Source organism: Thermostichus sp. OS-CIW-32 (assembly GCF_054060415.1).
The window spans coordinates 313233-329919 of sequence record NZ_JBSSDD010000001.1 but is presented as its reverse complement, the minus strand read 5'-3'; the positions used below and the strand labels follow the sequence as shown (position 1 = coordinate 329919).

General features: G+C 58.8%; 17 protein-coding genes and 1 tRNA gene. 11 read left to right on the top strand and 7 right to left on the bottom strand.

Annotated elements, in window-relative coordinates; genetic code table 11:
• Window positions 1-13 precede the first annotated feature (13 nt).
• The 3 genes from ACVWY8_RS01550 to ACVWY8_RS01540 all read left to right on the top strand — a co-directional run bounded on the left by ACVWY8_RS01550 (window position 14) and on the right by ACVWY8_RS01540 (window position 1711).
• A complete protein-coding gene (locus ACVWY8_RS01550; RefSeq protein ID WP_457392222.1) occupies window positions 14-1069 on the top strand; it encodes a CobW family GTP-binding protein in 1056 nt (351 codons plus the stop codon).
• A gap of 91 nt (window positions 1070-1160) precedes the next feature.
• On the top strand, window positions 1161-1487 hold the full coding sequence (locus ACVWY8_RS01545; protein WP_238376924.1) for a hypothetical protein: 327 nt from the start codon (window positions 1161-1163) through the stop codon (window positions 1485-1487).
• A 2-nt stretch (window positions 1488-1489) separates the two neighbouring features.
• Window positions 1490-1711 carry a hypothetical protein gene (locus ACVWY8_RS01540; protein WP_011432797.1) on the top strand — a complete coding sequence of 74 codons (222 nt, stop codon included), beginning with the start codon at window positions 1490-1492 and terminating at the stop codon, window positions 1709-1711.
• A gap of 45 nt (window positions 1712-1756) precedes the next feature.
• Here the strand turns inward: ACVWY8_RS01540 and guaA are convergent, their stop codons facing one another.
• Window positions 1757-3307, bottom strand: a complete 1551-nt coding sequence (guaA, locus tag ACVWY8_RS01535) for a glutamine-hydrolyzing GMP synthase (RefSeq protein ID WP_414357339.1) — start codon at window positions 3305-3307, stop codon at window positions 1757-1759.
• 420 nt (window positions 3308-3727) lie between these two features.
• On the opposite strand from guaA, the gene ACVWY8_RS01530 reads away from it, so the two are divergent.
• From ACVWY8_RS01530 to ACVWY8_RS01520, 3 genes are all read left to right on the top strand, one after another.
• Window positions 3728-4717, top strand: coding sequence for a hypothetical protein (locus ACVWY8_RS01530; protein WP_457392224.1), 990 nt, complete (start codon window positions 3728-3730; stop codon window positions 4715-4717).
• The gene (gene rsmG, locus ACVWY8_RS01525; protein ID WP_457392227.1) at window positions 4714-5496 is read left to right on the top strand and encodes a 16S rRNA (guanine(527)-N(7))-methyltransferase RsmG; all 783 of its coding nucleotides are present in this window, start codon (window positions 4714-4716) and stop codon (window positions 5494-5496) included. Before ACVWY8_RS01530 ends, rsmG begins: the two co-directional genes overlap by 4 nt.
• A 195-nt stretch (window positions 5497-5691) precedes the next feature.
• A complete protein-coding gene (locus ACVWY8_RS01520) occupies window positions 5692-5976 on the top strand; it encodes an RNA recognition motif domain-containing protein (protein ID WP_011432793.1) in 285 nt (94 codons plus the stop codon).
• Between the two features lie 75 nt (window positions 5977-6051).
• On the opposite strand, the gene ACVWY8_RS01515 is transcribed toward ACVWY8_RS01520, so the two are convergent.
• Window positions 6052-6885: a metal ABC transporter permease gene (locus ACVWY8_RS01515; RefSeq protein WP_011432792.1), complete on the bottom strand. Its 834-nt coding sequence runs from the start codon at window positions 6883-6885 to the stop codon at window positions 6052-6054.
• A gap of 24 nt (window positions 6886-6909) precedes the next feature.
• A complete protein-coding gene (locus ACVWY8_RS01510; protein ID WP_414381929.1) occupies window positions 6910-7671 on the bottom strand; it encodes a metal ABC transporter ATP-binding protein in 762 nt (253 codons plus the stop codon).
• A gap of 63 nt (window positions 7672-7734) precedes the next feature.
• Here ACVWY8_RS01510 and ACVWY8_RS01505 point away from each other — a divergent pair, with 63 nt between their 5' ends.
• The 4 genes from ACVWY8_RS01505 to ACVWY8_RS01490 all read left to right on the top strand — a co-directional run bounded on the left by ACVWY8_RS01505 (window position 7735) and on the right by ACVWY8_RS01490 (window position 12728).
• Window positions 7735-8673: a metal ABC transporter solute-binding protein, Zn/Mn family gene (locus ACVWY8_RS01505; RefSeq protein ID WP_457392229.1), complete on the top strand. Its 939-nt coding sequence runs from the start codon at window positions 7735-7737 to the stop codon at window positions 8671-8673.
• A 72-nt stretch (window positions 8674-8745) separates the two neighbouring features.
• Window positions 8746-10551, top strand: coding sequence for an aspartate--tRNA ligase (aspS, locus tag ACVWY8_RS01500; RefSeq protein WP_011432789.1), 1806 nt, complete (start codon window positions 8746-8748; stop codon window positions 10549-10551).
• A gap of 219 nt (window positions 10552-10770) precedes the next feature.
• Complete coding sequence (gene fabI, locus ACVWY8_RS01495; protein ID WP_011432788.1) at window positions 10771-11547, top strand: enoyl-ACP reductase FabI; 777 nt, start codon at window positions 10771-10773, stop codon at window positions 11545-11547.
• A gap of 32 nt (window positions 11548-11579) precedes the next feature.
• Complete coding sequence (locus ACVWY8_RS01490; protein ID WP_414341734.1) at window positions 11580-12728, top strand: AI-2E family transporter; 1149 nt, start codon at window positions 11580-11582, stop codon at window positions 12726-12728.
• Window positions 12729-12881: 153 nt separating this feature from the next.
• On the opposite strand, the gene ACVWY8_RS01485 is transcribed toward ACVWY8_RS01490, so the two are convergent.
• From ACVWY8_RS01485 to ACVWY8_RS01475, 3 genes are all read right to left on the bottom strand, one after another.
• Window positions 12882-13778 carry a sulfatase-like hydrolase/transferase gene (locus tag ACVWY8_RS01485; protein WP_011432786.1) on the bottom strand — a complete coding sequence of 299 codons (897 nt, stop codon included), beginning with the start codon at window positions 13776-13778 and terminating at the stop codon, window positions 12882-12884.
• Window positions 13766-14206: a hypothetical protein gene (locus ACVWY8_RS01480; RefSeq protein WP_457392231.1), complete on the bottom strand. Its 441-nt coding sequence runs from the start codon at window positions 14204-14206 to the stop codon at window positions 13766-13768. Before ACVWY8_RS01480 ends, ACVWY8_RS01485 begins: the two co-directional genes overlap by 13 nt.
• 298 nt (window positions 14207-14504) lie before the next feature.
• A tRNA-Val gene (locus ACVWY8_RS01475) sits at window positions 14505-14576 on the bottom strand.
• A 156-nt stretch (window positions 14577-14732) separates the two neighbouring features.
• Between ACVWY8_RS01475 and ACVWY8_RS01470 the strand changes: the two genes are divergently transcribed.
• Window positions 14733-15491 (top strand): segregation/condensation protein A, encoded by a 759-nt coding sequence (locus ACVWY8_RS01470; protein ID WP_457392234.1) that lies wholly within the window; start codon window positions 14733-14735, stop codon window positions 15489-15491.
• Here ACVWY8_RS01470 and ACVWY8_RS01465 read toward each other — a convergent pair.
• A complete protein-coding gene (locus tag ACVWY8_RS01465; protein ID WP_457392237.1) occupies window positions 15488-16681 on the bottom strand; it encodes an RNA-guided endonuclease InsQ/TnpB family protein in 1194 nt (397 codons plus the stop codon). The two genes, ACVWY8_RS01470 and ACVWY8_RS01465, sit on opposite strands and share 4 nt — an antisense overlap.
• Between the last annotated feature and the right edge of the window lie 6 nt (window positions 16682-16687).

Below are 16687 nucleotides of genomic sequence, written 5' to 3'. Positions count from 1 at the left end.
TCGCTGCCACTCTATGACCGCAACCATCGAAGTGCCTAAGCGAGGCTTACCTGTCACCATCATCACAGGTTTTTTGGGCAGTGGGAAAACCACCCTTCTCAACCACATCCTCAACAACCAGAAAGGGATGCGCACAGCGGTGCTGGTCAACGAATTCGGCGAGATCAGCATCGATGCGGAGCTGATCGTCTCCAGCGAAGAAGACTTGGTGGAGCTGAACAACGGCTGCATCTGCTGCACCATCCGGGACGACATCGCCGAAAGCGTGTTGCGGTTGATGGAACGTTCCGACAAGATCGACTACCTGGTGGTGGAGACTACGGGATTGGCGGATCCCTTGCCGGTGGCCCTCACCTTTTTGGGGCCAGAATTGCGAGATCTGACGCGGCTAGACTCGATTATCACCCTGGTAGATGCCACCAACTTTGCCCCCGATCTGTTCAACAGCAACGTGGCCTACAGCCAAATTGCCTATGGGGATGTGATTCTCCTCAACAAAATCGATTTGGTCGAGGAAGCCGAGATCGAGCGTCTGGAAAAACGCATCCGCGAGATCAAAGAAGATGCCCGCATTTTGCGCACCGTCAACAGCGCAGTTCCCCTGGAGCTAATCTTGGATACCGATTTGTTTCAGGCCAGTTCCTTGCCCCAAGAAGAAGCCCATGATCACGACAGTCACGACCACCATGACCATGAGCACGATCATGACCACTGCGAGCACCCTGACCATCACCACTCCCATCCCAGCCACATCGAGGCCGACGGCTTTAACTCCCTAGCCTTTGAGAGCGATCAGCCCTTCTCTTTGGATGCTTTCCAAAATTTTCTCAACGAGTTGCCCGATGCAGTCTTTCGTGCCAAAGGGGTGTTGTGGTTTGAGGAAAGCCCAGAGCGACATATCTTTCACCTCAGCGGTCGGCGCTATACCCTCAGCAGCGATGATTGGCCTCGCCAGCCCAAAAACCAGTTGGTGCTCATCGGTCAGCGGCTCGATACAGCCCAGCTGCGGAAAAAACTCCAAGCCTGTCTTGCCCGCCCGGCCACGCGGGGTCAAGGGTTTGGTCGCTGAATCAGGGATTGGCGGCAGTCCAGGCTCAAAACAGTCGGGCAATGTTCCAGCAGCCTCGATCATGAAGCCCTGAGGTGATGGCGCACCCTCCATGTCTGACATCTTCGTGATGATCCGCAACCAGGCCAACAACGCGCTCACCTCTATCGATGGGATCCCTTTTCTCAGTTTCCTGGAGCGAGAGGGGCAGTTGATTGCAGAAGAAACCATTGAGTTGATCTATGCAGACGCTGGATTTGATGACCTGCCGATTGGAGAATACACTGTGGGGGTACGGCATGAACGGGTGGAGCCCCCGAAAGCCACCTGCCCGGTCAGTATTGCCTCTGAGGACGAGGTTGTTTTGGTAACATTTGTTTACCTTGAGCCCGAGCGGGTTCTGCTGACTATTCACGTCTCTGTGGAGAAGAGGTTGTAGCCATGACTGTCAAGGTCATCCCATCGCGCTCGATCAAAGCCTTTCGCTATCGGGTGTTTTGTTTGGGACAGGATCTCTGGAATGCCCGGGATCCGATTAGCCGTGCCAACCTTGCTCTGCAACTGGCGGATGCCGCTACGACTTTGGCCCGAATGGAAGTCCAAGCCGCTCAGCCCTTCAGCTCAAGCCCTTCCTATTCCCTGCCGGAAGCTGGCCATAGGTAGCCATCGATCCAGCCGGGAATCGAGGCCAGACGCAAGGGATCCCGCCTACTCCCACTCGATGGTGCCAGGGGGCTTGGAGGTGATGTCGTAAACCACGCGGTTGATGCCGGGCACCTCGTTGACGATGCGGTTGGAAATGGTGGCCAAGAGGTCGTAGGGAACTCGCGCCCAATCGGCGGTCATACCGTCTTCGCTGGTAACCAGCCGCACCACCACCGGGCAGGCATAGGTGCGCTTATCCCCCATCACCCCCACCGACCGCACCTCTGGCAGCAGCACGGCAAAGGCTTGCCAAAGTTTGGGATAGTAGCCGGAGCGGTTGATCTCCTGCCGCACGATCATGTCCGCTTCTCGCAGGGTTTCCAGCCGTTCTTTGGTAACCTCGCCTACAATGCGGATGGCCAGCCCCGGCCCCGGAAAAGGATGGCGGCCCACAATCTCTTCCGGCAGACCCAAAGAGCGGGCCAGTTGCCGCACCTCGTCTTTGAAGAGCTTGCGCAAAGGCTCTACCAGCTTAAAGCGCAGATTTTCGGGCAGGCCGCCGACATTGTGATGGCTTTTGATCTTGACGGCAATGCGTTCTCCAGTAACCGGATCCACATGGGTATTGGCAGACTCGATCACGTCTGGGTAGAGAGTGCCTTGGGCTAAGTACTCAAAAGGACCCAGCCGCTGGGATTCTTCCTCAAACACGCGAATAAACTCTGCCCCAATTCGTTTGCGTTTTTCTTCGGGATCGGTAACCCCCTGCAACTGCCGGAGAAACCGCTCCTGGCCATCCACGTAGTGGACGGGAATGTGAAATTGCTCTTGGAAAAGGCGCAGCAGCCGCTGGGGCTCTTCCTTGCGCATAAACCCTTGGTCGATGAACACGCAGGTGAGCTGGTCGCCGATGGCCTTGTGCAGCAGAAAAGCCAAAGTAGAGCTGTCTACCCCCCCCGAGAGGGCCAACAGCACCTTCTTATTGCCCACACGGGCACGTACCTCTCGAATGGCTTCCTCCAGAAAAGCTGCCGTTGTCCAGGTGGGCTCGCAACCGCAGATGTGATAGACAAAGTTGCGGATGAGAAAGGCGCCAGCCTCTGAGTGGGCCACCTCCGGATGAAATTGCACCCCGTAGAGACGACGCCTTGGATCGGCAATGGCGGCACAGGGGGTGTTGTCGGTAGAGGCCAAGGTGTGAAAGCCCGGCGGCAGTTCGGTAACCGAATCCCCGTGGCTCATCCACATGATGCTGTTTTCCGGCAGGTTGGTGAGCAGGTCGGTGGGATCCAAAATGTGCAGAGCGGCACGGCCATATTCCCCCTTCTGGGCTGCTTCCACCTTGCCCCCCAACTGCTGCACCATGAGTTGCATGCCGTAGCACACCCCCAGAACCGGGATCCCCAGGTTCCAAATCTCAGAGTCACACACCGGAGCGCCTGGCTCATACACCGAGTTAGGGCCCCCGGAGAGGATAATGCCCTGCGGTTGCAGTTGCCGCAGTTGCTCAGCAGTGGTGCGATAGGAAAGGATTTCCGAATAGACGTGGGTTTCGCGGATGCGGCGGGCAATCAGCTCAGAGTACTGGGATCCAAAATCGAGAATGACGATCATCTGGCGCTGCACTTCGAGGGGGGAAAGGCCGGAACTGGGAGGAGATGCAGAAGGGATCACAAAACCTGGCACAGTGCACAATAAAAAAGCCGGTCCAAGAGACTAGCTTGGCTATGGATACGATGGATACGAAAGAAACATTAAGGGCTCTTCCATGGTAACAGGGGTGGAGAGCTTGCACGCGGCTGCCTGCTCTAAAAAGCCTCTGTCAGGCTTGCCGAGAAAACAGCGCTTCTCGGAGGAGTCTCGCCGAAAAACCGCCTGATGAGCCCCTGAAAAAGCTGGCCACCGGCTGGGCATGACTCCCGCCAACAACGCAATACAGAAGCCAGATGGCCTAGCAAAGTTAAGACTTATGATCGTGAAGGAGCGCTCCAGGCCGGTGGGGGTATTGGTAGGGATCCGCAGTGCCATTTTTTTATGTCGATTGTTGCCGAGTCCTTTCAAACCTATCTGCGCCGCCGCCGTCGTCTTCTAGCCCGCCGTCTCAAGCGACAGCAGGGCTGGGTCGTGGTTTTGGCTCTGCTGGCTTTGTACTTGCTCAGTTGGGATGCGCTGGGCGAAGATGGGTCACTATCGCACCTGTGGAGGGGACAACCCCTGTGGCTGGTGTTGATCCCGCTGTTGGGGGGAGGGCTGTACAGCTTGGGCGCCGGGGTGATCTGGATGCTGCGCCAGCGCTGGTCTGCCCAGCTGTTGGCCGAGATGATCAGCTTGCCCCATTTGACTTTGGCTGCCCTGATCTGGCTGGGGTTAGCCGTTTGGGGAGAGCACCTTTCGCCTTTCCTGTTGCGACAAAAAAACCAATTGTTGGCGGGCCTGTTGATCAGTTGGCTGTTGGCCCAGGGGTGGAGTTTTTTCCAGACAGGTTGGGTAGTAGAGGCTGGGCAACTGTGGGCCGACTATCTGCAGGAGCTGCGCGGTTCTGTATTACAGCCCTGCTACCAGCGCCTGGAAACCTGTCGTCTTTCGCTCCATCTTTACCACGCCATTTGGCAAGACCTGCAACTGGAAGAACTGGAGGCCCAGCACCTGATTCAACTGTTGTCTGAGTCGTTGCTGCCGCTGACCCTGCCGCTCAAGGTCTATGCTCAGCGGGTTCACCATTGCTGTCAGCAGTTGGCAGCCCTGCTGGCGCAAATGCAGGAGCGGGTAGAGCGGTTGGAGCAGGTGCTTTTGAATGTAGAGCTGGAGTTGGCCTCTCATCAGTTGCTTCAGGCTCAGCCGCAGCCGATTAACTTGCTGGCGGAAGACTGGGCCAACTGTCAGGAGCTGGATTTGCAGGAGTTGGTTTGCTTAAACCAAGAGCTGCTGGGCACCGACCGCTCTTTGCAGGGCTTGACCCAAGAGCTGAAAGGCTGGGCCGACAGAGCCATCCCCGCTGGATTGAAACTGGGATCCCTGGGATGAAGAAGGCTGACGCTTCTTCCTCTGAGCCCCCACAGCTCAAGACGCTGTGGGAAAGCTGGCTGGCGGAGCTGGGTTGGCAGCCTTCTGAACAGCAGCAGCAACAACTGCAACAGCTCTATCCGCTGGTGATGGCCGGAAACCGAACCCAGAACCTGACCCGCATCACCGATCCCATCGACTTTTGGGAGAAACACCTGTGGGATTCGCTGCGGGGCCTACGCCTGCTGGGATCCTGGGAGGCAATCCAAGCTCAGCCCTGGCGGGGGATCGACATCGGCACCGGGGCAGGGTTTCCAGGGATCCCGGCCCAAATTGCCCTGCCTCAGGCCAGCTTTACCTTGCTGGACAGCACCCAACGCAAGATTGCCTTTGTGCAGGACATCTTGCAAAGGCTCTCTCTCACCCAAGCGCGGGCGGTGGCTCAACGGGCCGAAATTTGGGGACAAATCCGGCAGGAACGGGGCAGCTATGATGTCGCTCTGGCCAGGGCTTTGGCCTCGGCGGAGATCTGCGCCGAGTATTGTCTGCCACTGCTCAAGGTGGGGGGACGCGCCATCCTCTATCGCGGCCATTGGACGGAGGCAGAAGCCCAAACGCTGGAGCGGGCCCTCAAGATCCTGGGCGGAAAACTGATCCATGTAGAAGCCTTCACCACACCCCGCAGCCGTGGGGTGCGCCACTGCCTACTGCTGGAGAAAGTAGCCCCCACGCCGCCTCCTTATCCCCGCTCTCCCGGCACTCCCAAACGCCAACCGTTGGGCCAAAGCAATCGCCCATGAAGGTTAGGATCCTGAGTTTCCATCTTGCTACAAAAGTTCTCCCAATTCTCGGACAAAAAGCTGGAAGGATGGCTTTGCAAATGCCATTGGGAAGACTAAGATGTGGTTGGCATGAGGTTCGGATTGAGCGAATGGTTTAACCAGGTGAGCCTCCGAACTGAACGCTAAAGGGTAAGGTTCGGAGTATGCTACGCCATGACCATTTTTGTGGGTAATTTGTCCTTCAAGGCCAGCGAAGAAGATCTGCGGCTTGTGTTTGCCGAATACGGCACCGTTAAGCAAATTAAGCTGCCGGTGGATCGGGAGACTGGCCGTAAGCGAGGTTTTGCCTTTGTGGAACTGGAAAACGAAGCCGATGAGCAAAAGGCCATCGACGAGCTGGACGGTGCTACTTGGATGGGCCGGGATCTGAGGGTCAACAAGGCGTTGCCTCGGCAGACCAGCGCAGGCGGTCGGGATGGCCGCTCTTCCCGCTTCTGAGTTGACTACCTACCGCTTTCTACCCTCTCTCAGATGAGGTTCGAACCAGGGATCCCGACCTGCGATCCCTGGTTTCTAGCGCGTTCCTGAGAACACTCTGCCCAGAAAGGCCAGGCTAAACCAGGCGGAGGCCACCAGGACGATGGCCGGGCCGGAGGCCACATTGAGGTAGTAGCTGGCGTACATCCCCAGCAGGCTGGCGCTCACCCCAAATAGGGATCCCAACAGCATCACCTGGTGCAATCGAGGCACCACCAGATAGGCGGTTGCCGCTGGCGTGATCAGCATGGCCAACACTAAGAGCACGCCCACTGCCTTCATGCTGGCCACCAACGTCAGGGAAGTGAGCACCATCAGCCCCCACCCCAGCCGCTCGGTGGGCAGGCCGGCTGCTTTGGCCCCTAAGGGATCGAAGCTGTAAAAGGTCAATTCCTTGAAGAAGAGGGCCACTAACCCCAACACCAAAAGGGTGATGCCCACCACTGTCAGCACATCGACAGCATTCACCCCCAGGAGGTTGCCGAAGAGGAAGTGGTTGAGATCGATGCGAGCCCGCCGTTGGATCAAAGTGATCAACAGGATCCCCAAGGCAAAAAAGGCCGAAAAGACGATCCCCATGGCTGCATCCGGCTTGAGGGGGCTGGCGGAGCGGATCCATTGAATTAAGAGGGCGCTGAGGAGACCGGCCACAAAGGCTCCCACAAACAGGTTGAGGCCCAGCATGTAGGCAATGGCCAGGCCCGGCAGCAGCGAATGGCTGATGGCATCCCCCAGGAGGGCCAAGCTTTGCACCAGCAGATAGCTGCCCACCACGGCACAGAGAATGCCGACGGCCACCGCCACCAGCAGAGCCCGTTGCATGAAGGCAAAACTCAAGGGATCCGCCAGGCTGTGCCAGAGCCATTCCATAACGTTGTTGACCTCAAACTCTCCCTAGGCAGCTGAGTCCAGCAGCAGGGCTCGGCCATAGGCCCGCTGCAACACCGCTGGCTGCAACACCTCCCGCGGGGATCCCTGGGCAATTAAGACACGGTTGAGGAGGAGCACTTCGTCGAAGTAGGCCCGGGCCTGCCCCAAATCGTGGTGCACCACCATCACGATGTGGCCGGCATCTGCCAGCTCCCGCAACACCTGGAACAAAATAGCTTCGCTGGGCTGGTCGATCCCGGCAAAGGGTTCGTCAAGGGCGTAGATCTCCGCTTCTTGCGCCAAGGCCCGCGCCAGGAACACCCGCTGCTGTTGTCCCCCCGACAGCTTTCCAATGGGGCGATCCCGGTAGGCCCCCATCCCCACCCGCTCCAGGGCTTGAGCAGCCCGCTGCTGCCCCTTTTTCCCGATGCGGCGAAACCAGCCAGCAGCTCTCACCTGCCCCATCAACACCACATCCCACACCGTGGCGGGAAACGACCAGTCGATGGCCGAGCGCTGGGGTACATAGGCCACTTGCTCTCCCCGCAGCGCTTGTCCGCCGTAGCGCACTTCCCCCCGTTCCAGCGGCACCAACCCCAACAGCCCCTTGAGAAAGGTGCTTTTGCCGGCCCCGTTGGGCCCGAGGATGCCCGTGATGCGCCCCGGCGCGATTTCAGCTTGGATCCCTTGCAGCACCTGCAGGCTGCCGTAACGCACCGTCAGATCCCGCACCACCAGGGATCCCCTGGCCGGGCGAAGAGGGAGAGGAGCAGATTGCTTTTTCATTTTGCTTTCATTTTCGAGTAAGTCCAGTGTACCCTAAAGGGGTACCTAAATCATGAAACGATAATGAAAAGTCCTGTCTTCCTTTGGGGGCGGCGCCGTTGGGTAGCGGCCTTCGGCTTGGCGATCAGCAGTTTTCTGGCCTTGGCCGGTTCGGGATGGGCGCGTCCCCGCGTTGTGGCCACCACCACACTGATCGCCGATTGGGTGGAGCAGGTGGGCCAAGATCGCATCCAGCTCACCAGCCTGCTGCAGCCGGGGATGGATCCCCACATCTACGAGCCGGCACCGGCGGATGGGATGGCCCTAGAGCGGGCAGACTTGGTGTTTTACAACGGCTACAACCTGGAGCCGGGGTTGATGCGCCTCATCGAGGCCACAGCCCAACAGGCGCGGCGGGTTGCCTTGGCCGAGATCCTCGATCCCATCGTCACTAATGAGGAGGATGGGATCCCCACTCCCGACCCCCACGTGTGGGGCAATGTGGAAAACGTCATCCTCATGGTGGAGCGCATCGCCCAAGAGCTGGCGGAACAGGTGCCTGGCGAGGCGACCTTCTTCCAAACCAATGCTGCTGCCCATCGAGCAGAGCTGGAGGAGCTTCATGCCTGGATTGGGGAGCAAATTCAGACCATCCCCCCTCCCAACCGGGTTTTGGTGACCACTCACGATGCCTTTGCCTACTACACCCAAGCCTACGGCCTGAAAATGGGGGGATCCCTGCTGGGGATCAGCACCGAAGAACAGCCCAGCGCCCAGACAGTGGCCCGCTTAGTGGAGGAGATCCGCGCTCTACAGGTGCCGGCTGTCTTTGCCGAGACCACCCTCAACCCGGCCCTGATCCAAACGGTGGCCGCTGAAGCGGGAGTCAAGGTAGCGGAACAGGAGCTGTACTCCGATTCTTTGGGGGAGCCAGGCAGCGGCGCCGAAACTTACGTTGCCATGATGCGCCACAACACCTGCACGATTGTGGTAGCCCTGGGCGGATCCCCTGACTGCTCTTGAGAAGCTGAGTCGAGGCAGGAGGTCTGAGTTTTGTATGATAGGGGCTCAGACCCTTGTTCTCTCACCTCTTCCATGCCTGCTGCCATCCATCGCCCGGCCCGCACCCTCTACTGTGGCGAAGTCCGCCCGGCCCACATTGGCCAGACCGTCACCCTCTACGGCTGGATCGACCGCCGCCGCGACCACGGGGGGGTGATCTTTCTGGATTTGCGGGATCGCTCTGGCATTGTGCAACTGGTGGCGGATCCGCAGAAAACTCCGCAGTCATATCCACTGGCGGGGGAAGTGCGCAACGAATATGTGGTGCGGGTAACGGGAACTGTCCAGCAACGGCCCCCCGACTCCTTCAACCCTCGCCTGGCCACCGGCGAGGTCGAGATCTACGCCGAACAGTTGGAAGTGCTCAGTCCAGTCGGCAAGCAGCTCCCCTTCAGCGTCTCGGGAGAAGAAGCAGAGGAAGTGCGAGAAGAGATCCGCCTGCGCTATCGCTACCTGGATTTGCGGCGGGAGCGCATGTCCCGTAACCTGCAACTGCGCCACCGGGTCATCCAGGCCATCCGCCGTTTCCTAGAAGACGAGGAGGGCTTTGTCGAGGTGGAGACTCCCATTCTCACCCGCTCCACCCCAGAAGGGGCCAGAGACTACCTGGTGCCCAGCCGCGTCAACCCCGGCGAGTGGTTTGCCCTGCCGCAGTCGCCCCAGCTCTTTAAGCAGCTGCTGATGGTGGCTGGCGTGGATCGCTACTACCAGATCGCCCGCTGCTTTCGGGATGAGGATCTGCGGGCGGATCGGCAGCCGGAGTTCACCCAGTTGGACATGGAGATGAGCTTCATGGATCAAGAAGGGATCCTGGAGCTCAACGAGCGACTGATCTGCCATATCTTCAAAACTGTCAAAGGGATCCACCTGCCCCGTCCCTTCCCGCGCCTGACCTATGCCGAGGCCATGGCCCGCTACGGCTCCGACAAGCCTGACACCCGCTTTGGGATGGAGTTGGTGGATGTTTCGGAGGTGTTTCAGGGATCCCGATTCAAAGTCTTCGCCAAAGTGCTGGCTGAGGGCGGTTTGATCAAAATCCTGCCAGTGCCCGGCGGCGATGAAAAGATCTCCAACACCCGCATCAAACCAGGCGGGGATCTGTTCAAGCTGGTCACCCAGTATGGGGCGGGCGGCTTGGCCTTTATCCGGGTGCGGCCCGACAGCCTCGATACCATCGGCGCCCTGAAAGAGAGCTTGAGCCCCGAGCAGGAGAAGCGGTTGCTGGATCTCACCCAGGCCAAGCCAGGGGATCTGTTGCTGTTTGGGGCAGGGCCGGCGGCAGTGGTGAACGAGTCTTTGGGCCGGCTGCGGCTGCACCTGGGCCAGGAGCTGGGTTTGATCCCAGAGAACGCCTTGAATCTCCTCTGGATCACCGACTTTCCCATGTTTGAGTTCAACGCCGAAGAAAATCGCCTGGAAGCCCTGCACCACCCCTTTACCGCCCCCCACCCCGACGACTTGGCCGACCTGAAAACGGCGCGGGCCCAGGCTTATGACCTGGTGTGGAACGGCGTGGAAGTAGGAGGGGGATCCCTGCGGATTTACCAGCGGGAAATTCAGGAGCAGGTTTTTCAAGCGATTGGCCTCACCCCCGAACAGGCGCGGGACAAGTTTGGCTTTTTGTTGGAAGCCTTTGAGTATGGCACCCCGCCCCACGGCGGCATTGCCTACGGCCTGGATCGGCTGGTGATGTTGCTGGCCGGGGAAGATTCCATCCGGGATGTCATCGCCTTTCCCAAAACCCAGCAGGCGCGATGTTTGCTCACCGGCGCTCCTTCCAGCGTTGAGGCGAAGCAGCTCAAGGAACTGCACGTGGCTTCCACCTATCAGCCCGGTTGAGGGAGGTATCTTCCAACGACCACGGGTGCTCGATGATTTCGGCACGGGTAACAGGGCTGCGGAGATCCAGCAGACAATATTCCTTTTCAACCAAAAGGACTTTCATTGTGAAAGCCGGGCCTTTTTAACGGGAGTTCAGGAGTGCCTGGGATCCCTTCTCCCAGCCCCAGCTCCCACCTGTGGGAGGATAGAAAGGAATACACCCCTACTTTTTTTGCCATGCTACAGCTGACGGGAAAGAAAGCCTTGGTAACCGGCATTGCCAACGAGCGCTCCATTGCCTGGGGCATTGCTCAGCAACTGCACAAAGCGGGGGCCAGCCTAGGGGTTACCTATCTGCCGGACGAGCGGGATCGCTTCAAAACCAAAGTTCAGCAACTCACGGATCCCTTGCAGCCAGATTTTCTCCTCCCCTGCGACGTGCAAAGCGATCAGCAGATCAGCGATCTGTTTCAGGGGGTAACCGAAAAATGGGGTCAGGTCGATATTCTGGTTCACTGCCTGGCCTATGTCAAAAAAGAGGAGCTGAGCGGCAACTTCAGCGATATCTCGCGGGAGGGGTTTGCCCTGGCCATGGATGTGAGCACCTACTCCCTGATTGCCCTCTGCCGGGCTGCCAAGCCCCTACTGAGATCCGGCAGCAGTGTCCTCACCTTGACCTACTTGGGAGGAGTGCGAGTGGTGCCCAACTACAACATGGCTGCCGTCACCAAAGCGGGCCTGGAAACCTGTGTCCGCTACCTGGCTGCCGAGCTGGGCCCTGCCGGGATCCGGGTGAACGCCATTTCTGCCGGCCCAATCCGCACCTTGGCCTCATCGGCCATTTCCGATTTTCATGCCATGCTGCATGCTGTGGAGGAGAAAGCTCCCCTACGGCGCAATGTCACTCAAATAGAGGTGGGCAATGTGGCGGCTTTTCTGGCCAGCGACCTGGCCAGCGGCATTACCGGCCAGGTGATCTACGTGGATAGTGGGTATAGCATCCTGGGTTTTTAAGCGCTTTGGGATCCCTTGGGGATGGCTCCGGCATGAATCGCTTCTCACCCTTGCAGCGGTTGCTGCTCACCTGGATCTTGATCGTCATCAGCGGCTGGCTGGCCATACAGGTGGGTCGGCTGTTTGGGCATTTGCTCACCACCATCCTGACAGCGGCGGTGCTGGCCTTTTTGCTCAACTACCCGGTGCAGGTGCTGCGGCGCTATCGGGTCAGTCGAGGTTTGGCGGTCACCCTGGTTTTTGCTCTCTCGGTGGTGCTGCTGGTCTTGGTGGGGATCGCCGTGGTGCCGGTCTTGGCCAAGCAAGTGGTGCAGCTGGGGGCGCGGATCCCAGAGTGGGTGGACACCTTACAAAATTGGCTCGACCAGATTAGCCTTTGGGCCGCCGAGCGCAACATCAACCTTGGCCAGACGGAGCTGGTCAATACCCTTCTCAACCGCCTGCAGGCCAGCGCCGAGAAAATTGCCGGCCAATCCCTGGATCTCCTTCTGGGTACGTTCAACCAGGTGATCGACTTGGTGCTGGTGCTGGTGTTGGCCCTCTACATGCTGCTCTACGGGGGCCAGTTCTGGCAGGGGTTGCTCAGCCTCTTCCCCAAACCTTGGGGGCCGCGCATTGGCGAAGCCCTAGCCCTCAGCTTTCAGAACTTCCTCATCAGCCAGTTGGTGTTGGGGTTCATCATGGCCCTGATGCTGGTGCCGGTTTTTGGGTTTTTGCGGGTACCTTTCGGGCTCCTGTTTGGCCTGCTGATCGGCCTGCTGGAGGTCATCCCCCTGGTGGGGGGGGTGATTGGCATTGGGGCGGCGGCGGTGTTGCTGGCCTTTCAGGACATTTGGCTCAGCCTTAAAGTGGTGCTGGTTTCCCTGATCGTGCAGCAGGTGAAGGATCGGGTCATCGCCCCCCGCCTGATGGGAGAGCTGATCGGGCTAAATCCAGTGTGGATCTTGATTGCCCTGTTGGTGGGGGCGCAACTGGGGGGCATCCTGGGCGTGATCGTCGCCATTCCCCTCAGCAGTGTGGTGAAAAGCCTTTACGAGATCGCCCGCTCTGCCGACCTGGCCGCCGAAGATGGGTTGGGTTCCGGTGTAAAAGGATCCCCGCAAGGGCTCCGTCCGAGTAGCGCCAACGGCGAACCCCGCCGGGATCCTACCCTGCCCAAGCCGGAGACCCAGCAGATCTAGCTGCTCCAAAAGGGAAGAGGCTCTGCCCATGCGATTCAGGCGATCGCGTTAACCGGCAGGCAAACAGAGGCTCAATCCTGGTAAGCCCAGTTGCTGGGCTATCGATGGCCACCCTTGTCCTCAGGGAGAGGGGCTGGGGGTGAGGGCCTCATCCTAGCGAATCTTGCCCTCGATAAAAGGCACCTCCAGCACTTTTTCGTGGTGGATAGGGCCGTGGCCGAAGTAGCCTCCCTCCCCAAACAGTTCGCCGTGATCGGCTGTAACCGTGATGTAGGTGTTTTTGGGAACCAGGTCGAACAGCTGTTCAAAGATCCCATCCAGGTAGCGCACCGCCTGGATCTGTCGCTGCCGTAGCTCTTCCAACTGGGCCGAATCGAAAAAGGGGATCCCGTCCTCTTCTCCTTCATCCAGCCGCTTCAACACCCCATTCACCCCCGAGATGCGGGGCCACAAGCTGGGATCCTCATCGGGCAGCGCGTAGGGATAGTGAGTTTCGCCCACGTTTAACAGGTAAAAGCTGGGGCGATCCGGCTCGAAGCGCAACTGTTCCACCATGGCCGCCATATCGTTGTGCTGGGGCATGAGGCGGTAGGAATCGAAATCCCGATTCAGCAGCGTGCTGGGGTTGAGCACCGGCATGGAGACCATGGCGTGGGTGGTGTAGCCCAGTTGGTGCTTCAGCAGCGTCGGCAAGTAGAGATGGGGCAGCAGATGCTTGAACTCAATGGGTTGCCGGGTGCCGAGCCGCTCGTTGTAGCGCAGATAATCTTGCTTGTAGTGCTCGGACGCAAAAACGTGGATGGGGCTGGTGTGGGGCAGCAGGCCCATGAGCAGGTTGTAATGGGCAGGGGCCGTCCAGGAAGCGTAGCTCCAGCGCTTTTCCAGAGGGCCCAACTTCAGCAAGTGCTTGGGGTTGGCCGCCAGCAGGCTGTCGAAGCGGCAACTGTCTAGGACGATGAGCAGATAGTTGTTCTGTCCCCGCGGTTCAGGGCGGGGGTCGGGCTCAGACGCAGGAGCGGCAGACGATTTCCACCAGTTTAGGAATCCCATCCTTCCTCCTCCTCGTCGGCGTAGGGCCGCTGGACAATCCGCCAGTTGGGAGCTGCTGCCGCATCGTCGTCCTCAGGAGCGGGATCGCGAATGCGTTCCGGCGGGATATTGGAATAGGAATAGCGGCTTGCTTGGGGATCCGGCTCGTACTCCGGCAGATCTTGGGGCAAATAGTGGTCGGGGGGAATCAGCTGGGCTTCCAAAAAGCGAACTCGGTCGCTCAACTGAGTTAACTTACGGATTGCCTGTCGCTGGAACACCCGGTCGTGCAATCGCCAGGAGCCTACATACAAAAATCCCAGCCCCATCCCTGCCCCATAAGAGGCCAATAGCACCAACGATAGAGGAAGCGGGGATCCCGATTGCCCACCCACCACAACCCTTGCCGGGGATCCCCAGTTTTGGATGAGGAGAACGAGCAGGCTCAAGATCCACAAGCCCAGGAGTATGAAGCGAAGGTTTCTGATCGCGTTAGCGGGACGAAATTCTTGCATGGCCTCAACCCTACCCTTTATTAGGCTACCATTCTTCCCTTTCTCCACTGGCCTGGCAGCAAAGACGCTGGAAGCTCAAGCGGAGTTGTTCTCAACAGCCATTAGCCCTCTCCCTAAGGCGCGCTCCAGGGAGACCCCGGGGCGGAAAAAGTCGTTTCTAGCCGCCTGTATCTCTCCTCCAGGAGAAGGACTTGGACTGTTGAAGCTCGCTGCAGGAGCAGGTTTGCGGGTATGGGCGGTACAAGATTCGAACTTGTGACCCCTTCCGTGTGAAGGAAGTGCGCTACCACTGTGCTAACCGCCCGTAGATACCACTCTAGCAGCTATCGACTAGAGCAGGATCTCTATATTACCACGTCAGCGATTGAGCCAGAGGATTCGGATCGGCATGGGAGATGGCTAGAGATAGCCGGGATCCGGCCTGAGGGCTACAGTAAGGGTCAGGGAGCTGTGGGGTGCTATGGCCTACTCACCGACCGAAGAGGCAATTGCTCTGCTCATTGATTTGGCAGAACGAGGCGAGATCGATCCCTGGGATGTGCAGGTCATCGAGGTTATCGATCGCTTTCTGGCCCGTATGGCTCCCACCAGCAGCAGCCATGACCTGTCTGAGTCGGGACAAGCCCTGCTCCACGCTGCCATGTTGGTCTATCTTAAGGCGATGGCTTTGGCAGAACCAGAAGCAGAAGAAAGTGAGCCCAGCCCGGTGGAGGTAGAAGTGGATCCCTGGCCAAGCTGGTCTTTGGCGCACTTGGATCGCGTGTTGCAACCCAGGGCAGCGCCACGTCTCCAACGTACCCGGCCCATCACCCTCAAAGAACTCATCGCCCACCTGCAAGAGCTGGAAACCCTGCTGGAACACCAGCCCGAAGCTGCCCCAAAGCCGCTGGCCCAACGGATTTCTCGCCAGCAAGCGCTGTCGGCCATCACTCAGCTAGCCCACCCGGAAAACCTTTTGGAAACCACCGCCGAGCTAGAATCTCTGCTGGCTCAGCTTTGGCAGCAGGGTCTGACCCAGATCAGCTTTGTCGATCTCCAGCAACACTTTTGCCAAAAAAGCTATCAAAACGGCAGCAGCGGGACCATTCACCCCATTCAAGTCTTCTGGTCATTGCTGCTAATGGCTGCCCGCTCTCAGGTGGAGCTGTGCCAAGAGGAGTTCTACGGCCCACTGACCATCCGACCCTGCACAAGTAAACTACCCGGCTCCGACCGCTAAGCGGTACGGAGCGGGCTTTCAGTAGCCCTGAGCCTGCTCTGCCCTACCAGAGAACAAAACAGGCCCGAACCTCTAGGCTGGTTTACGGCAGCCCCCAAGAGCGCAATCACATTCGCACCATTCAAATCCGCATCTCCTTCCCATCCACAGTGCCCACACTTGAACGACTTGCCACTGCGGTAGGACTTGCCCTGCTCAGGGTGGATGTGTAAACACTTGTAACAGGTCTGCGACGTGTAGGCGGGCGGCACAAGAATCAGAGAAACCCCTGCAACCCTCGCCTTGTATTCCAGAAATTGACGTAGTTGGTAGAACGCCCAACTGTTGGCACTGCGCCTTTCGGTTTTGCTGCGCGGCTGTTGATTGACTCTTTTCCGGATCCCTGTCAGGTCTTCCAGGGCGATAGCGCTGTTGGTAGCTTTTGCCCTAGAGACAATAGCTTTGGAGATGCGATGATTGACCCACGCCTGAAAACGTCTCTCCTTGCCAGACAGCCGTTGCAGCAGTTGACGGCATCTGCGCCGCGAACTGCGTGTGCCCTTACTGGCTTTGCGTTGGAGTGCCGCCCTCAATCGAGAGTAGTGGTCGCGGACTCTGTTCAACTGCTGTCCATTCCAGTTGTCCCCCTCTGACGTATGGGCAATATCCGTCCTCCCCAAGTCCACCCCCAGCACTCTGCCCGTGCGTTGCGGTGGGGATGGCTCCGCTTCCACACAGATTTGAATGGAGTAGGAGCCGTCTTTACGCTTGACCAGGGTGGCAGATTTGGGGTTGGAACCAGCCAGCCGTTCTCTCTGGTAGCGGCCAATCGCCAGCTCAAAGCGCTCCCGACCCTCCACCGTGGTCAGCGACACCGTCCAGTCTTTCTCGCGGAACGAAAAGATACGAGCGTCGTAGGTAGCGAAGCCCCCTTTGAACGCTTTGACGGGGCGGTTTTTCTGTTGGGCAACTTTACGGGCGCCGGCCAGCCGCCTGCAGACCTGCTGAGCCAAGTTACTGGACAAGCCGAACCGGGCACGGATTTCGCGGTAGCACAGAGACTGGAGCTTAACGGCGTTGGCGACTTTCTCGGGTGTGTTTTGGTTGACCCAGTTCAAGGCTTGGCCAAAAGCCTCCAAAGTCGCGTCCAATTTGGCGGCTTGCGACTGGGACACCTTGAGCTTGCAGGATACGGTCAGGACTTGGGTCATGGTTCT